At 56.4% G+C, this 17,795-nt stretch carries 16 protein-coding genes; 4 read left to right on the forward strand and 12 right to left on the reverse strand.

The window, feature by feature from the left end:
* The first annotated feature begins 61 nt into the window (after positions 1-61).
* Entirely contained in the window at positions 62-1,060 is a 999-nt protein-coding gene (locus A0U92_RS15050) for a relaxase/mobilization nuclease domain-containing protein (RefSeq protein ID WP_149026490.1), read from the forward strand.
* Positions 1,045-1,545, forward strand: coding sequence for a CopG family transcriptional regulator (locus A0U92_RS15055; RefSeq protein WP_236748179.1), 501 nt, complete (start codon positions 1,045-1,047; stop codon positions 1,543-1,545). Before A0U92_RS15050 ends, A0U92_RS15055 begins: the two co-directional genes overlap by 16 nt.
* Here the strand turns inward: A0U92_RS15055 and A0U92_RS15060 are convergent.
* From A0U92_RS15060 to A0U92_RS15070, 3 genes are all read right to left on the reverse strand, one after another.
* On the reverse strand, positions 1,518-2,063 hold the full coding sequence (locus A0U92_RS15060; protein WP_187668783.1) for a DUF2285 domain-containing protein: 546 nt from the start codon (positions 2,061-2,063) through the stop codon (positions 1,518-1,520). The two genes, A0U92_RS15055 and A0U92_RS15060, sit on opposite strands and share 28 nt — an antisense overlap.
* Before the next feature lie 28 nt (positions 2,064-2,091).
* Positions 2,092-2,298 (reverse strand): transcriptional regulator domain-containing protein, encoded by a 207-nt coding sequence (locus A0U92_RS17870; RefSeq protein ID WP_187668784.1) that lies wholly within the window; start codon positions 2,296-2,298, stop codon positions 2,092-2,094.
* 266 nt (positions 2,299-2,564) lie between these two features.
* Complete coding sequence (locus tag A0U92_RS15070) at positions 2,565-4,424, reverse strand: TonB-dependent siderophore receptor (RefSeq protein ID WP_077813863.1); 1,860 nt, start codon at positions 4,422-4,424, stop codon at positions 2,565-2,567.
* A gap of 73 nt (positions 4,425-4,497) precedes the next feature.
* Between A0U92_RS15070 and A0U92_RS15075 the strand changes: the two genes are divergently transcribed.
* Positions 4,498-5,307: an IS5 family transposase gene (locus tag A0U92_RS15075; protein WP_077812350.1), complete on the forward strand. Its 810-nt coding sequence runs from the start codon at positions 4,498-4,500 to the stop codon at positions 5,305-5,307.
* Here the strand turns inward: A0U92_RS15075 and A0U92_RS15080 are convergent.
* The 9 genes from A0U92_RS15080 to A0U92_RS15120 form a co-directional block, all read right to left on the reverse strand.
* Positions 5,295-5,954 carry an STN domain-containing protein gene (locus A0U92_RS15080; RefSeq protein ID WP_077813864.1) on the reverse strand — a complete coding sequence of 220 codons (660 nt, stop codon included), beginning with the start codon at positions 5,952-5,954 and terminating at the stop codon, positions 5,295-5,297. The two genes, A0U92_RS15075 and A0U92_RS15080, sit on opposite strands and share 13 nt — an antisense overlap.
* Before the next feature lie 175 nt (positions 5,955-6,129).
* A complete protein-coding gene (locus tag A0U92_RS15085; RefSeq protein WP_187668785.1) occupies positions 6,130-7,134 on the reverse strand; it encodes a FecR family protein in 1,005 nt (334 codons plus the stop codon).
* Positions 7,135-7,266: 132 nt separating this feature from the next.
* Positions 7,267-7,764 (reverse strand): sigma-70 family RNA polymerase sigma factor, encoded by a 498-nt coding sequence (locus A0U92_RS15090; RefSeq protein WP_025860961.1) that lies wholly within the window; start codon positions 7,762-7,764, stop codon positions 7,267-7,269.
* A gap of 468 nt (positions 7,765-8,232) precedes the next feature.
* A complete protein-coding gene (locus A0U92_RS15095) occupies positions 8,233-8,919 on the reverse strand; it encodes a response regulator (protein ID WP_062106286.1) in 687 nt (228 codons plus the stop codon).
* A complete protein-coding gene (locus tag A0U92_RS15100; protein ID WP_187668786.1) occupies positions 8,916-11,597 on the reverse strand; it encodes a sensor histidine kinase in 2,682 nt (893 codons plus the stop codon). The genes A0U92_RS15095 and A0U92_RS15100 overlap by 4 nt, the downstream gene beginning before the upstream one ends.
* A 3-nt stretch (positions 11,598-11,600) precedes the next feature.
* On the reverse strand, positions 11,601-12,215 hold the full coding sequence (kdpC, locus tag A0U92_RS15105; protein WP_042058417.1) for a potassium-transporting ATPase subunit KdpC: 615 nt from the start codon (positions 12,213-12,215) through the stop codon (positions 11,601-11,603).
* Between the two features lie 13 nt (positions 12,216-12,228).
* Positions 12,229-14,346 carry a potassium-transporting ATPase subunit KdpB gene (gene kdpB / locus A0U92_RS15110; protein WP_231877980.1) on the reverse strand — a complete coding sequence of 706 codons (2,118 nt, stop codon included), beginning with the start codon at positions 14,344-14,346 and terminating at the stop codon, positions 12,229-12,231.
* 15 nt (positions 14,347-14,361) lie between these two features.
* The gene (kdpA, locus tag A0U92_RS15115) at positions 14,362-16,068 is read right to left on the reverse strand and encodes a potassium-transporting ATPase subunit KdpA (RefSeq protein ID WP_062106290.1); all 1,707 of its coding nucleotides are present in this window, start codon (positions 16,066-16,068) and stop codon (positions 14,362-14,364) included.
* Between the two features lie 3 nt (positions 16,069-16,071).
* Entirely contained in the window at positions 16,072-16,161 is a 90-nt protein-coding gene (locus A0U92_RS15120) for a K(+)-transporting ATPase subunit F (protein ID WP_077813867.1), read from the reverse strand.
* Positions 16,162-16,592: 431 nt separating this feature from the next.
* On the opposite strand from A0U92_RS15120, the gene A0U92_RS15125 reads away from it, so the two are divergent.
* On the forward strand, positions 16,593-17,789 hold the full coding sequence (locus tag A0U92_RS15125; RefSeq protein WP_408736127.1) for an outer membrane beta-barrel protein: 1,197 nt from the start codon (positions 16,593-16,595) through the stop codon (positions 17,787-17,789).
* Positions 17,790-17,795: the final 6 nt, after the last annotated feature.

Genomic DNA, 17,795 nt, shown 5'->3' on the forward strand with positions numbered 1-17,795 from the left:
AAGGAAAGGGAAGGCAAGATAAAACAGCCTGCCACGTCGGGCGACGAGGCGCGGTCGCGCCTTGTCTTCCTCTGTGCAGGGCGGGTCGGTCGTGTGCAGGGTTTCAAGTTTTGCCCCGCTTTCCTGCGGGGTTTTCCTGCACAGTGGGGTTCTGATGGCCCGCGACGAGGATTTCCGGGTCCGTCCAGGCCATATCCGGAGCACGGGACACGCGGCCCGTCCCCGCACCTTTCTGGCGCAGGTGCTCCATGCCTCCCGCCGCGCGGGCGGAGGCAGTAGCGGCAGCCCCGGAAAGGGAAAAGGCAGCAGTCCGCGCTCCGGCCCCTCGACCTTCGGGCAGGGCCATTCCCGGTTTGGCAGAAGTCGCCTGTTCGACGCCCATCGCCGCGTCACCGTCAAGGCCCGCGTGGTGCGACAGGCCGGGCGCGGCGCGCGTCCCGGATCGCTGGCCGATCACCTCGCCTATCTGCGTCGGGATGGCGTCACCCGTGATGGTGAAAAGGCGCATCTGTTCGGGCCGGATGGTCAGGAGGTGGAGGCCGGGAATTTCGCGGCACGCTGCAAAGACGACCGGCATCATTTCCGCTTCATCATCTCGCCCGAGGATGCACTGGATATGGCGGACCTCGACGGTTTTACCCGCGACCTCGTGCAGCAGATGGAAGCCGATCTCGGCACGCGACTGGACTGGGCCGCCGTGTCGCACTGGAACACCGACAATCCGCATGTGCATCTCATCGTGCGCGGTGTGGATCAGGCCGGGGCCGATCTGGTGATCGCCCGCGACTATATCAGCCACGGGCTGCGTTCACGGGCGGAGGATCTGGTGTCGCTGGAGCTTGGCCCGCGCGCCGAGCATGAAATCGAAATGGCTCTCCGTCAGGACGTGACGGCGGAGCGCTGGACCCGGCTTGACGCCGAATTGCAGCGCCATACTGTCCGTTCCTTTTACGCTGTCATCCGCCTCGGTACACTCGACGCAGTTTCAGTCTTGTTCCGGAAAAAATCTTTCGGTCACATCATGGCTTTTCATGGAGGGTTTCCATGCGCGACCGTCTGAACGTCTCCCTGCCCGTCGCCATGATCTCGCAGATCGGCGATCTTGCCGCGCGCCGGAAGGTGACGCGCTCTGCCGTGGTGGAAGCGGCGGTCGCCTCACTCCTGTCACCCGACAGCGCCGAGAAAACCGAAGCCGCGCTCACACGGCGGCTGGACCGGCTGACACGCCAGATGCAGCGCCAGGAGCGTGATCTGATGATCGCGCTGGAAACGCATGCCCTGTTCATCCGCTTCTGGCTGGGACAGATGCCGCCCCTGCCCGCAGAGGCGCAGGCCGCCGCCAATGCGCTGGGGCAGGAACGTTTCGCCCGGTTTCTGGACACGCTGGGGCGGCGACTGTCTCAGGGACGGTCTTCCGGGATGACATCCCGCTCGATATCCCTGCCATGCGTCAGCGCCCTGCTGACAGGCCCGACGACGCCCCACCTAAAGCATAGCGCTCGTCCCCGTGGGCGACATCACCCCTCAAGCAGCAGTTTGAGATAGCCACCCTCAACCAGAGCGATGCCTTCGTCGCGCCAGTCCTTGGCAGTCCTGCGCCATGTATGGTCGCGCCATTCGTTCCAGGACATGGTCAGGGCGCGAGGATTGATGAGGACGGCAGCAATGTGGCGTTCATCGGCACCCGCCCGATGCAGGTCATAGGCATGCAGGCAGCGGATCAGATGCAAGGATCGGAAGGGCGTGATGACTGGCGGCACACGCGACGGCAGCCTGAAACCAAGATGATGGGAGACGAAGCGGCCAGCCTCATACCAGCGGTTTCGATAATGGGGGTCCATCGGGATGACCACGGCGGGCCGCTTTTGTGCAGCAGGATCATCCAGCAGGAAGGAAAATGTCCCGAAGGTACCGGTCACTGTCACAGAACGCCCGACGTCATCCTCACTGTCGAACAGGACACGGCCCATCGCCTCAAAATCCAACGAGCGAAGATCGGTAAAACCGCGTGGCGCATCTGTCAGGCTGATAATCCGTGTTGTGTCTTCCCTGCGCCAGATCACAGGTTTTCGGGTGATGGGGACGTCCGGATTATGGACAAAACTGCAACCTCCATCGGTCCCGGAACGCCGCCCACAGGAGCGAGGGATTGGCGCTGGCTCCAGCCCGCAGCAGACTGTCGCGATAATCGCTGACATAGCGGGACCAGCGCCGCATGAAGGCCCCGGCAAGGGCGGAGGCCGGGAGGGTTCTGAGGATGGCCAGATCGGCCTCGGAATGCCAGATGTCGGATGGCATGGGAGACGGTCCTCTCGGCTGGGGAGCCACCGACCGGGCGCAGCAAAACACGCCGCGCCAGTCAGGCAGCCCCAAGTTTCTGGTTACATTGAGTTCTCACGCCTTGCGGCATGACCTTATGAAAATTGCAGGGACGCTCCACGCATCTTGCCGGGGACAGTCCGCGCCGCTTGCAGCAAGACTGTCCCACGAGTTTGACATGGAGACGAGGGGCAAAATGCTGAATCTAATGGGGAAAATTCGTCATAGTTTAAATTGATGAAATTTCACCAATTATACGTCAAATTTCCATACACACGACGACCTTGCCCAAGGTAACACTCCCCAGTTGAACACGATGTTACGTAGTACTTATTCGTTAGATTAGAAATAGAAATTTGTGCTTTAAGACCCTTCAAAGCATGAGAGATATACCCAAAATCATAATGAGCTCCCAAATCAAATAATATGTATGAAGGTGTTTTGAATGACTCAACATTATCAATGTATGTAGAGCCTACGTACCGCATACCCCAGTTGAGACCAAATCCCTTAGCGATATTCTTTGGTAGTGTATAATCAGCGAAAATTGAAAACATATTGCGAGGGACATATGGTACTGACATGCCGGACTCAGAGATCGCATTCCCGTACCCAGAGTTAGTATAAGGATCAAACCTATGCGCAGTTTGATTTGTTTTTGCAAAACGAATATCTGTATAACTATAAGACGCCACCATTTTCAAGTCTCTTGTAATATTGGCATTAGCTGATACTTCAAATCCCTGAGAACGGACGCGACCACCATCAGTACTGTAACCAGAATGAACGAGATCATTAATCAGATAATGATCCTCATCTATGCGGAATGCTGACGCGGTTATCAGAATATTTTTTCCAGGAACTTTGTATTTAAGACCGGCCTCCATTTGCTTTCCCGTTAACGGCGCGAATGTTTGTCCCAAATAATTGGTGGCATTAGTTTGCGGAATAAAAGAAGTCGAGTAACTAAAATATGGAGAAAGGCCAGAATCAAAATTATAAATTATTCCTACTCTCCATGTGAATGCGCTCTGCGGCTCTGGTTTTGTTGTGGATTTTGTGGTGGAAATTGAACCATCTGATGTTTCATTTGTATAGTTCGTTTGATGTGTATGGAAGTTAACCCAGTCTTGGCGTCCCCCCAAAAGAACAGAAAGCCGATGCCATTTGATTTGATCTTGAAAATAGACACCTTCTTGAAACCAGTTGTATTTGGCGTTTGAACTATAAATAGAACATGATTTATCATGTATATTAAAGCAATAAGATAAATTTCTATAACTAGAAAATGGGTTGTAAACGTCTATGACGTTATTCGGTTGACTATTGTAAGAGTAATATTCTGGCATATTAAAATCACGAAAATCACTCCCTACAACCCATGTGTTATTTACATTTTTTATATTAAAATTCCCAAAAATACGCGTATCTAGTCCTGTAGTAATATTTTTTGTCCTCATCTGCCACGGACCAGCAAAAGCTTCTCCTGACTGTGGAGAGTATGTCCAAGTGTTATCTAAATTGTATTCACTTTTCTCATACCTAAATGTCTGACTGAAATTTATATATTTATTAAAATTATGCTTAAATTGGTATTCGAACATCGCATCTTTCTCGCCCTTATTATTGAGAGAGGGTATGCCAATAAATGTATGCCGCGCTATTCTAGGATATCCATTCGAAATTAATGTGCCAGTCAGTGGATACCCATTCGCAGTGCCCTCTCCGGGTGTATACATATACATTCCAAGAAGGGTTAAGGAGGTTTTACCATCTATTTCCCACGAAATAGATGGTAAAACTCCGACTCTATGGTAATTGACATAATCAGTTTGAGTACCTTGCGTAACACCTATTCCAGATATTCTGTACTTTACATTTCCAGACTGGTTAATTTTGTCGCTCACGTCAAATGTTGCCTCGTATCTTCCCCAATTTCCAAACCCCAAAGAAACCTGACGAAGAGGGGTAGCTGTAGGTTTTTTGAAATCCATTGCAATCATACCGCCAGGAGCAACCTGTCCATACATGACTGATGCAGGTCCGTTTACCGCCTCAACTCGTTCGAGAAATGTTGTCTCTCCTGCACTAGAAGAATTCGTCATTAAGCCATCAACAAACTGTTTCGAACTAGAGGGTGTTATGTACTTTCGCGCGTGATTGTTTCAGTAATGCTGAATGAAGCAAGCTCGCAAGCCGTATCCCTCTGACGTGTCAGACGAAGAATGGTCGTTGGTTGTTCCGTATCTGGTTCTGATGCGAGAGGACGCGGAACAGCGGCGGCATGATCTGCGCGAACTGTTCAACGGGTTGCGCTACGTGATCCGCTACGGGATCGCCTGGCGCGCCATGCCGAACGATCTGCCGCCCTGGTCGGCGGTCTATCAGCAATCCCGTCGCTGGATGGAGGCAGGCTGCTTCGAAGCGCTGGCGTCTGACCTGCGTGCTGTGCTGCGCATGGCCTCAGGCCGCAAGGCGGAACCCACGGCGGCTATTCTTGACAGCCGAACCTTGCGTTCGACGCCGGAGAGCGGGGCACGCGCCGGATATGATGGGGCCAAACGCAAAAAGGGCTCGAAACTGCATATGGCCGTGGACACGTTTGGCCATCTGCTGGCCCTGCACGTCACGCCAGCCAATCGGGACGATCGCGCCGAGGTCGGACGCCTCGCTGCCGCCATTCAGGAAGTGACGGACGAAAGCGTCGAACTGGCCTATGTCGATCAGGGATATACGGGTGAGAGGCCGGCAGAGGCAGCGCGGGCTCACGGTATCGCCCTTGAGGTCGTCAAATTGCCCGAGGCCAAGCGCGGTTTTGTTCTGCTACCTCGTCGCTGGGTCGTCGAAAGATCTTTCGCATGGGCCACGCGATGCCGTAGGCTCGTCAAGGATTACGAGCGCTATGCCTCAACACTCGCAAGTCTCCATGTCGTCGCTTTCGCATGCTTCATGCTCAGAAACGCCGCTATACTCGCTCAAGGTGCATAACACCTTCTAAAGCCGCGCTGCGTCATACCGTTCCCCCCTCCATATGCAGCGCCATTTCCTGACGTCCCATTGGGCTCTGCATAAACACCTGGAGTATAACGCAATGCTTGCTGAACACTTTGTGGCTGCTGATCCTGCATAAATTGTTTTGTAACTACATAAATAGAATTCGGTATTTCGGTAAGTGGCGTGTCTGTCTTGGTGCCTGACATTGTATCGGTTGCGACGTATCCAACACCGGGCCCAGTGGGGTCTTGATGTGTGACTGTCCCCCCTACGCGAACAGGGCCAAGCGTGATGTTGGCTGAAGCAGTTACCAAGGTAACGACGTTACCATTGACGCGATAAGTTAGTCCTGTGCCACTCAGAATTTGTGCCAGAGACTGCGAAGGCGACATTGTTCCATTGACCGCATGGGACGTCTTACCTTCGACCAATGACGCTGGAATACTCACCTGCAAACCAGCCTGACGACCAAACTGTGTCAGTGCGGCGGGCAAAGATTGCGCAGATATGTGAAACTCTTTTGCCGTCGTCTGCGCGTGCAGTGGCGAAACTGCAATTCCGCCCAAAGCCGATGTCAGCAAAAAGACCTTGGAATTTCCAATATATTTCCGCATCCGTGCGTCGCCGGATTTTGCACCCATCACCTGATGACCTTCTCTATGCTACAGCCCGATGGCGCTTGCTGCGTTGCGTATTTTATGCGAACGCGACGCAACTGCATGCCCTATGTTTCTACTGACTGTTGAGAAGGTCTTTTTTGAAATTTCTGAAAAATAAAATATAGGCTGATTTATATGGTGCCCTTAAAACAAGGAGTTAGCTTTCAGAAAGAATCACGAGCCATGGCGATATTCTGGTAATTTTAATTCCATAGGCATCGGCCAAAGCCTTGATTGCTGCCTGTGGATGCCGCAGATCGTAGACACCCGTTACGCGGCGGGTGCCGAGCCTCCCCCCCCGAAGAATAAGTAGTCCTCGGTGCCACGGACGGATCGCCTCCACGACATCGGATATTGGCCGGTTCTGGACAGTGAGCACCCCGTCACGCCATCCCGCGATTATAGTCGGGTCGGCATTACCCCGTCTCACAAGATGATCAGCAGAGATCGCAGCAGTTTGTCCGGCGACAAGATCCTCGGATATCGCTGGTGGGTTAACAGACGTTACCCTGACCGCACCGCTTTCTACAGAAACCTCTGTTTCCCGTTCTGCTTCCTGCACGTCGAATTTCGTACCGACATCCATGACGTCCAGATCATGCGCGACGACGTGGAAGGGTTGCTCTGCTGAATGTCTTACATCAAACCACGCTTCCCCTTCCAACAGCCGAACAGTGTGTGAATGCGCATCGGATGTGAATGCGATCGCGGAACGGGGAGCAAGAGTCACAGTGCTTCCATCGGGCAGAGACACAGTTCGTAACTGGCCTATACCCGTCACCTGATCCGCCTGAAAAAAGAGGCGCACATCAGAACCAACAATGAACCAACTTACCGCCACACTCGCGGCAAGGGCTGTTACCCCATACAATCGTCTGCGACGCACAGTTCGCCCGAACGCGACCTGCCCAACGACCATAGAAGACGCAGCCTTGTTCAAGACCGGACGCCATGTGTCTTCAAATGCTGGCTTCGTTTCGCCTATACCGCCGTAAACCCGTGAGATTTTGGCCCAGGCACGCGCATTCTCTTCTGTCGCGTGTAACCAGATATTGAACTTCTGACGGATTGTCTGATTTTCACCCTCTTCCTGGAGCGAAATTACCCAATCCAGGGCCTCACTTTCTTCGGGCGTCAGATTTTCCAGATCATCGGTCTCCACCGCGAAGCCCCCAAACACAAACGGACATGCGGGAAGGCTACCCGTAGGCAGACCGATCCATCTCCCTCTCATTATGAAGAGACTATTGGACACGGGATTTTTTCGGGAAAAACATCTTGGCATACGAGAAAATCAGCCCAACTTCGTCAGGCAGTGCGCCACACCCTTACGTATGAAATAATGAGCCTGCGTCGTGGAAACATCCAGCGCTTCCGCGATTTCCCGCAGTTTTGCACCACCCAGACGGTGCATTTCGACGGCTATCCGTATGTTATCCGGCAATTCAGACAACGCTTCCTGAAGCCGGAAAATTTCCATACGCGAAAGTGTCTGTTGTTCTGGCGAAGCTTCCGTCGATGCCATTTCGGCCAGATTTGTATCTGAATCCGCGACAAATATCCGCTCGCGCCTTTTCCGTGACCGGATATGGTCAAGGGCCAGATTATGCACTACGCGTCGCAGATAAGCCGCTGGTTTTTCCAGTAACTGCTTGGCTGCTGCTTCAGCCAGTCGGACATAAGCCTCCTGGACAACCTCTTCTGCCTGATCACGGCTTCCCGTCAGACGCCAAGCGTAACTCACCATTTCGCCGTGCGCCTGCGCGCTATGTTTGTAGGTTGCCGTGCTCACCCGCCGCTGTCCTGAATTCCGACTCACAAAGTGAGAACCGTTCGCATTTCTGGTTACGTCAGGACACCGTGAAAAGCAAGGAGAACGGAAGTAGACCTAAACCGCTTGGCCCGATTCCTCCCCTTCCCGGCGCTCATCTGGCGCACCCCACGCGTCCGAAAACTACGCGGTTTTTCTCCCCCTGATGATTCCTATATGATTCCAGTTAGCGCTCTGGAACGCCAAAAGGCGGCTTGCGCCGCCTTTTAAGTCATTGATTTCGTTTGGAATTCATGGTTGCGGGGGCACGGTTTGGCCGATACCGACATTCACTTCAGATCAAAATATAATTACGATATTTCAATGTTTTAACACTTTAAATACGGACAAGTGTCTATTTGCGGCCTATGAAAGCTAATACTAAGAAGGCGAAGCAACTACCCAAGAATTATACATCTACTCACAAAGCTACCCAGCGTCCGAATGACCTCACTCCACAAGGGTCAGACGGTACCCAATCCCAGTCTCTGTGATAATGTGCTGCGGCCTCTCAGGGTTAATTTCCAACTTCTGGCGCAGTTGCCGAATATACACCCTTAACTGCTGGACATCTCCGTTCGCCCCCCAAAGCTGCCCCAATATATGCTTATGGGTCAGGACACGTCCTGCATGACGGATCAGGAGTCGTAGAATATCCCATTCTCGCGGCGAAAGATGGACTTCATCGCCGCTACGGGTCACAATTCGACGAACGAGATCCACGTTGAGATCACCTGAGACATAGAGCGGAATCGTGCCTTCTTTCTGAAGGGCATGCCTGAGCGCGGCGCGCAGCCGGGCGATCAGCTCGGCCATGCCGAAAGGTTTGGTAACATAATCATCCGCTCCTAGGTCCAGGGCAGCCACTTTGCCCCGTTCGTCATCGCGCACCGAAAGTACGACAATCGGCAAAGTGGGCAACGTCAGGCGTATCTGGCGAATGACTTCGATACCGTCCATGTCTGGAAGTCCCAGATCAAGCAGCACGACATCGATCTCTTCGGCTTTCACCGCCGCCAGCGCGCTCATGCCGTTTCCAGCCTCGATCACGCGCCAGTCCTGGGTCGCGAGACTGGTTCGCAGAAGACGCCGGATGGCGGGTTCGTCATCGACAACGAGGACACGCGGCGCACTCATCCTGATACCTCCGCTACAATCGGAAAACTTATCGTAAACACGGCCCCGGTGCGATCAGGACGGTTTTCCGCCGTGATCGAACCACCCGCAGTTTCGACAAATCCTTTAGCGATCGCGAGACCAAGTCCCGTTCCCGGTCGCTGCCGATCCGAGAATTGGATACGTGTGAATTTGTCGAATACCCGTTCAGGATTGTCGGCGGGCAGACCAGGGCCTTCGTCGGTCAGACGCAGGCGGATACTTCCCCCTTTTCGTGCGATTTCGATCATCACCATGCTGCCCTCGGGAGTATATTTCGCGGCGTTATCGAGAATATTGAATAATGCCTGCTCCACGAGAACGTCATCCAGCGGGACCAGTGGCAGATCGGGTGCGACCTTGAGCGATACGTGATGATGCCGGAGAATCACGGCAGCACGCGCCAGCGCGCTTCCGGCAATCTCGCCCAGATCGCAGAGTTGTCGCGCGGGGGTCAGAGCTCCGGCTTCCAGCCTCGTCATGTCGAGCAAGTTGGCGACGAAACGCGAGAGGCGTTCAGCTTCCTCACGAATAGTGGACAGAAGCTCTTTCCGATCCTTGTCATCCAGCAGAGCGTCATAACTATCGAGACTGGACGCCGCCCCGAGGATGGAGGAAAGCGGTGTGCGCAGGTCGTGCGAGATCGATGAAAGAAGCGCCCCACGCAAACGTTCGGTTTCCGCGTGCAAACGCGCCTGATCGAGATCCTGTGACAAGACGATGCGCTCGATCGCGAGTGCAGTCTGATCGCCCAACGCATCGACGAGACGCTGCTGCTCCTGCCCGAGCAGGAGTCCGGGACCATCAGAATCCAAACCAATCACCCCGATAGGTCCACGTGCTGTCCGCAATGGCACAAACAACCGACGTGCACCCGGAAGATTATCGGAGCCCCGTCCCGCCGCACGATCATGTCGCCACGCCCATGTCGCCGCCGCAAGGTCAGCAGAGTCCAAACTTTTTTCCGGCGGATCGCTGGCGCGGATGATGAGTTTGTCGTCGTGCGGCAGAAGAATGACGATCTGCCGGTCGAGCATTTCGGCGATCTGCCGACAGGTCGTCCACAAAAGCTCATCCATGGATGTGATGCCGGTGAGCTTACGACTGAACTCGTACAATGACTCGGTAATCTCCGCCCGATGCCGCGCAACGATCGCCTGCGCACGGACCCGATTGCCAAGGTGACTGGCCGTGACGGCGGTTATGGAAAAAAAAACGAGAGCCGCGATGTTGTCGGGCGAAGATATAACGAACGTATAAAGTGGCGGCAGAAAGAAAAAATTGAACAACAGCACGGCCATGACCGAGGCGTAGAGTGAGGGCCACAAGCCAAAGCCGAGAGCAACACCGAGCACGGCTGTCAAGAATGTCAGCGAGACATTCTGAACCTCCATCCCATGACGAAGCGCTAGAGACAGAACAAGTGCGGCAGCCACAATGCCGGTCGCCGCGATATAGGGACTGAAGGCGAGCGGGCGCTTTTCCGACCTTTCTTCTACGTCGCCATCAACATCGGTCGCCCCCACGACATGGACCGGAATATCTCCAGCCCGGTCGGCCAGAATACGCGTTACCGATGCCCAAGCCCATGGCATCAGCCAGTTTGTCCAGGGACTGCTTACGGGACGTCCGGCGACAATCTGCGTGATATTGTGGCGCCGCGCCCAGACCAGTGTCTCGGCCGCAACGTCCTGGCCCGGTATCGTGACCGTCTCCGCACCCATCGACTGCGCGAGATGCATCTGGCTTGCCGTGCGCTGACGAATTGTCACACCAGCTTCCCGGCTGGTCTCCACATGCAGCACCGTCCAGGGTGCGTGAAACCGTTCGGCGAGCCGCCGTCCATAGCGTAGCAGGCTTCCATCAACATCCTGAAGCGTAAGGCAGACAAGAATCCGCTCTCCCGCTGCCCATGGACCGTTGATCGCGTTGGAGCGCATATGGTCGATCAACTGGGCGTCGACCTGCCGCGCGGTCTGTCGCAGTGCAAGTTCGCGCAACGCGGTCAGATTTCCCGGCGAGAAATAATTCCGCATCGCCCGCGCCGCCGCCGGCGCCGTATAGACCTTGCCTTCGCGCAGCCGTTGCAAAAGGTCGGCTGGCGTCAGGTCAATCAACTCGATCTCGTCGGCCCGGTCAATCACAGTATCGGGCACGGTTTCACGTACGCGAATCCGGGTAATACCGGCAACGATGTCGTTCAGGCTCTCCAGATGCTGGATATTGACCGTGGTGAAGACATCAATTCCGACAGCGAGTAGCTCCTCGACATCCATCCAGCGTTTCGGATGACGGCTGCCCGATCCATTCGTATGCGCCAGTTCATCGACCAGTACCAGCCGGGGCTGACGGGCGAGGATCGCGTCCAGATCCATCTCAGTCAGCGTCTGGCCCCGGTAAGCCACGACACGACGGGGCACGACCTCCAGACCGTCGAGCAGGGCCGCAGTTTCGGATCGCCCGTGTGTCTCGACGATGCCCACCACGACGTCGACGCCATCCCTTATGAGCCGGTGCGCCGTCGTGAGCATCTCGAAGGTTTTGCCCACGCCGGGAGCCGCGCCGACAAATATCTTTAGCCGACCGCGCGTCCCGCCCATTTCATGGGTGGTCTGGCGCAGAAGCGCATCAGGATCGGGTCTGTCGATACGGTCCTCCATCAGCTATTTCATAGCATCAAGTGCCAAGTTCAACCGCAGGACATTTATACGCGGCTCTCCAAGCACTCCCGCCAGCGGCGCCTGGGTCATGCGCAGGATCAGGTCGTGTACCCTCTCCTCAGGAAGTTTCCGGGCCGCAGCGATCCGGGACACCTGGAACCGGGCGGCCTGGGGTGAGATGTCCGGGTCCAGACCGCTGCCCGACGTCGTCACCAGATCGGCCGGAATGGCAAGCCCCTCTCTGACGGCCTCCGGATTTTCAGCCCGTAGCGCGGCGACGCTTGCCGTGACCCTGTCCACGAGAGATTTCGAGGTCGGACCGAGGTTGGAGCCCACGGACGCTGCGGCATTGTAGGGCAGCGGCCCCGATTTCGACGCATCGACCGGATCTGGACCGCTGGTAGCTGAGGGGCGGGGATGGAAATAGCGCGGCGAGGTGAAATTCTGCCCGATGAGTTCAGAGCCGACCGGCTTGCCATCCACAAGGACGAGACTTCCCCCCGCCTGTCGCGGAAAAAGGACGCTTGCGGCCCCTGTGATGGCCAGCGGATAGAGCACGCCAGTGACAACGGAAAGGAAGAGAAACAGGACGAGGGCGGGTCTCAGTTCGCGAAGCATGGAACTTTTTCCTTCAGGCGATGCCAAGCGCGTTGACGAGCAGGTCGATCAGCTTGATGCCGACGAACGGCGCCACGACACCGCCAACACCGAAAGCGAGAAGATTGCGTCGCAGGAGCGCGGCCGCCCCGACGGGGCGATAGCGCACCCCCGTGAGCGAAAGGGGAATAAGAAAGATGATGATGAGGGCGTTGAAGATGATCGCTGACAGGATGGCGCTCTGCGGTGTGCCTAGGCGCATGACGTTCAACGCCGAGAGCTGCGGATAGAAGCCTATGAACATGGCCGGGATGATGGCGAAATATTTCGCCACGTCGTTGGCGATTGAGAACGTGGTCAGCGCGCCGCGTGTCATCAGGAGCTGTTTGCCGATCCCCACGATCTCGATCAGCTTCGTCGGATCGCTGTCGAGATCGACCATGTTTCCGGCTTCGCGGGCAGCCATTGTGCCGGTGTTCATCGCCACACCGACATCCGCCTGCGCCAGGGCGGGAGCATCGTTGGTACCGTCGCCGCACATGGCCACAAGCTTGCCTTCAGCCTGTTCCTTGCGAATCAATGCGAGCTTGGCTTCTGGCGTGGCTTGAGCAAGAAAATCGTCCACGCCACTTTCGGCAGCGATCGCAGCGGCCGTGAGAGGATTGTCGCCCGTTATCATGACCGTGCGGATACCCATACGGCGCAATTCGGCGAAACGCTCACGAATGCCACCCTTGACGACGTCCTTGAGCGCCACGATCCCGAGCAACCTGTCGTCGTCCACCACGGCCAGCGGCGTGCCCCCGGCGCGTCCCACGGTGTCCGCGTTCGCAATCGCCGCCTGGGCGGAAGCATCTGCCGGATTGCCGAGATAGGCCAGCACACTGTCCACGGCTCCCTTGCGGATGCAACGCTCGCCGATGTCAACGCCGCTCATGCGGGTCTGGGCGGTAAACGGAACAAACTGCATCCCGGCCTGTGCCATTTCCCGGGCACGGATGTTGAAACGCTCCTTCGCCAGCACAACGATTGAACGCCCCTCCGGGGTCTCATCGGCCAGCGAGGCAAGTTGGGCCGCGTCCGCGAGTTCCTGTTCCGTCACGCCCGGAACCGGAAGAAAATCCGAGGCCTGACGATTGCCTATGGTGATCGTACCGGTCTTGTCCAACAACAGCGTATCGACATCACCCGCTGCCTCCACCGCTCGACCGGACATGGCGAGCACATTGAAGCGGATCAGCCGATCCATGCCTGCGATGCCGATGGACGAAAGCAGCGCGCCGATGGTGGTCGGAATGAGCGTCACGAACAGCGCGACCAGCACAAGAACGGGAATCTGTCCGCCGGCATAGGCGGCGAAAGACGGAATTGTCGCGATCGCGAAGATGAAGACGAGTGTAAGTCCCGCAAGCAGGATGTTGAGGGCTATCTCGTTAGGCGTCTTCTGGCGCTGCGCCCCCTCGACGAGCCCGATCATGCGGTCCAGGAAGGTTGAGCCCTGCGCGGCAGTAATTCTGACGATGATCCAGTCTGACAGGACGCGTGTGCCACCCGTGACAGCAGAACGATCGCCACCGCTCTCCCGCACAACCGGCGCTGACTCGCCAGTAATCGCGGACTCGTCGATCGAGGCGACGCCCTCGATGACCTCACCGTCACTCGGCACGAAGTCACCCGCCTCGACGAGCACCACGTCGCCGGGCTGAAGCTCGGGCGCAGGCACTTCTTCGTACACACCCGCATAGGACCATTGGCCAGTATCGGTGGGCAGAAGCCGCTTACCCGTTGCATCCGTCCGTGCCCGGCGAAGACTCGCCGCCTGAGCTTTCCCGCGCCCCTCTGCGACGGCTTCGGCAAAATTCGCGAACAGCACCGTAAACCAGAGCCAGAGATTGATCTGGATGGCGAAGCCAATATGCGGTGCGCCCGTCGCCAGGTCACGAATCAGCAGGATCGTGGTCAGTGTGGAGACGATCTCCACGACGAACATGACCGGGTTATGCCACATGACACGCGGGTCGAGCTTGCGAAAGCTCTCGCGGATCGCGGGCACCAGAAGATCGGCACGCAGAAGACTCGAACGGCCCGGATCGCCGTCATTTTCTTTTCCGCCCGATCCATCATGAGCCGGGATTATAGATTGAACAGTCATGATGATGCTATCCCGTCAATAGAGCGTACCGGCACCCATCGCGAGATGCTCGACGATAGGACCGAGGGCGAGGGCAGGCAGAAAGGTCAGGCCTCCCACGATCAGGATCACGCCGATCACGAGACCGATGAACAGCCCGCCATGGGTGGGAAACGTGCCAACAGAGGGTGCAACCGTCTTCTTGGCGGCGAGCGAACCCGCGAGGGCCAGCGCGGGAATGATGACGAAGAACCGACCGATCATCATCGTGATTCCGAGTGTGATATTCCAGAAACTGTTGGCCGTCAGACCGGAAAAGGCGCTGCCGTTATTAGCGCCGGCTGACGTGTATTCATACAGCACCTCGGTGAAGCCATGCGGACCGCTGGCGGACATTGCAGAGGTGCCTGGAGCAACCACTATGGCGATGGCTGTCATCGTGAGGATCATCATGGGGGGCACCAGGATGCCCAGCATGGTCATCTTGATCTCGCGCGCTTCGATTTTCTTGCCGAGATACTCTGGTGTGCGCCCGACCATCAGCCCTGCGATAAACACCGAGACGACCGCGAACAGCAGGAAGCCGTACATTCCCGAGCCGACGCCGCCGAAGATCACCTCGCCAAGCATCATATTGACCAGCGGAACCATCCCACCCAGTGGCAGGAAGCTCTCGTGCATGGCATTGACCGCACCGCAGGAAGCATCGGTCGTCACAGTGGCGAACAGCGAGGACGCCGCGATCCCGAACCGCGTTTCCTTGCCTTCCATGTTGCCCAAGCCCGGATCAACGCCAAGCGCCGCGAATGCCGGGTTGGCGTGCCCTTCGGCCCAGTAAGTCACGGCCACACCCACGACGAACAGCGCCGCCATGACGGAGAACACCGCCCATCCCTGGCGCCTGTCGCCCACCATGCGCCCGAAAGCGGAGGTCAGGCCCCCCCCGATCACGAAAATTGCCAGCATCTCGATGAAATTCGTAAGAGGTGTGGGATTCTCGAACGGATGCGCCGAGTTCGTGTTAAAGAACCCGCCGCCGTTGGTTCCCAGCATCTTGATCGCTTCCTGCGAGGCGACCGGCCCGACAGCAATGGTTTGGTGCGCGCCTTCGAGCGTGGTGACCGCAATGCTATTCGAGAAGGTTTGCGGCACGCCTTGCCATACGAGGAATAAGGCCAGGACTACACTTCCCGGGACCAGCACATACAACGTGATCCGCGTCAGATCGACCCAGAAATTGCCGATCGTCTTGGCACTACCCCGGGCGAACCCCCGAAATACGGCGAACGCAATGGCGATACCCGCGGCGGCCGAGGTGAAATTCTGCACCGTCAGCGCCACCATCTGGCTGAGATAACTCATTGTCGTCTCGCCGGCGTAACTCTGCCAGTTGGTATTCGTCATGAAACTGATGGCGGTATTGTAAGCAAGATCCGGTGTCAGCGAGCCGAGACCAAGCGGATTGAGGGGGAGATGCGCCTGCAAGCGCAAGAATGAGTAGACCACTAGGAAACAGACCAGCTTGAAAACCAGCATGGCGAGGGCGTAGCCCCACCAGCTTTGTTCCCGGGCCGCATCTATCCCGGCAAGCCTGTAGAGACCTGCCTCCAACGGTCTGAAGAAGCGTCCGACGGCTCCCATGGACGCGCCCATCACACGCGTCATGGCATTACCGGCAACGGGAGTGAGGAGAACCGTCGCGACCAGGAAGGCGGCTATGAGCGTCCAGCCAGTGATCGTCATTTCTCAGAACCTTTCCGGACGCACCAGCGCAAAGAAGACGTAGACCAGAAGGCCAAGGGTCACCGCGCCGCCTAAAATGAAATCAAGCGACATGACGCTAGATCCGTTCACAAAAGGACAGGAAGCCTAGGGAAATCAAAAAACCCACGATTCCAAGTCCGCAATAAAGAACATCAAGCATAGAAATCCATTCCTTCTGCCAAAACAGGTTATCGCAGCATCCGCATAGGAAAGAGAGTGGGCGTTCGCCGCCGCAATATATGAATCTCATAGGAATTCGGGTGAAAATGGGCGACGGAAAGGCCCTTGCTCTTGTCAGACCCATGACCCGATGCCTACTCGGCTAAGAAAATCTCGAGCCGGGAATGATCGCTGATATGAAATATGTGGCTTATAGTCTGCAGCGTCTCCGACGATTGCACGGGACGTTCTATTCGGTGGGCAGCGTAAAAATCATGCTTGCACCGCAGCTATCTAAAGTCGGGGCAAACCGGGACATGGTCCGTCGGCTCGGTTTCGCCACGATGATCTTGCTGGCAGCGTCGCATTGGGCCGTGCCCAGTGCCTTCGCTTCCGATCTCGGAAGCTGGGCGAAGTCCATCACCTACGGCGCACAGATTGAAGGAGGCATCAACGCCAATCCCGCCCGACCCGATAACGGCGTCAATTTTGGCCAGTTCTTCGGCGATCGCGCCAATCAACCGCAGCTAGACCAGATTCTTCTGACGGTCAACCGCGCTGTCGATACGACAGCACATGACTATCAGATCGGTTTTTTTCTTCAGGGTATGTATGGTGCCGATGCACGTTACTTCCAGATAGCCGGGATTACTTCGAACGCGATTTCCAGTCGCTACCAGTTCATCCTCCCCCAGGCGCATCTTGACCTGCATCTGCCCTGGCTGACCCGGCACGGGCTGGATATGCAAGCAGGTATCCTCACTTCTCCAATGGGTGTGGAATCCTATGATCCCTCACTGAGGCCCTTCTACACGCTATCCTACACGACCCAGTATTCCACCACTTTCGAACATGTCGGCGCGATGTTCCAATGGCATGTCGATGACCATTTCAGTGCGCTTTTCGGTGTCGATACCGGTAATCAGGTCTCGTTTGGTGGAGGCGACAACAATCACGCGGCAGCCGGCTATTTCGGCGTCAATGGCAGCGGGCTGCTTGGCGGAAAATTTTCCTTTACCTATCTCGGCCGCGTCGGCCCGGAAGACGCCATCCGGACATTGGGCAAACAGGCCAATTCTTCCCAGAGGTTCTGGAACGACCTGAACGGAACGTACAAGATCAACGACAAGCTCTCCGTGACCGGTGAGTTCAACTATATGCATGACGATGGCCTTCGCGCGGATGCTTACAGCTTCGTCAGTTATGTGAGCTATCAGATCACACCAAGCCTCACGCTGAACTATCGCGGCGAGATCTATCGCGATAATACGGGCCTATTCGTCACCTCGTTCCTTGGCGACACCTCCTATATCCGGGCCACGTTGGGCAAGAGCGCGTATACCCAGTCTGCCCCACCCACGACTTATGGCGCGCTCACGCTCGGCGCGAACTGGCATCCGGCCTTCGGACACCACGTCAAGCTGTTCGAGATTCGCCCGGAAATACGCTTCGATCGCTCCCTCAATGGCACGACGCCCTTCAACGACCTGCGCAACACAGGCCAGTTCACCTTTGGTGCAGATGCGGTGCTCGGCTTTTAATGACAG

This window comes from Acetobacter aceti, assembly GCF_002005445.1.
Classification (GTDB): Bacteria; Pseudomonadota; Alphaproteobacteria; order Acetobacterales; family Acetobacteraceae; genus Acetobacter; species Acetobacter aceti_B.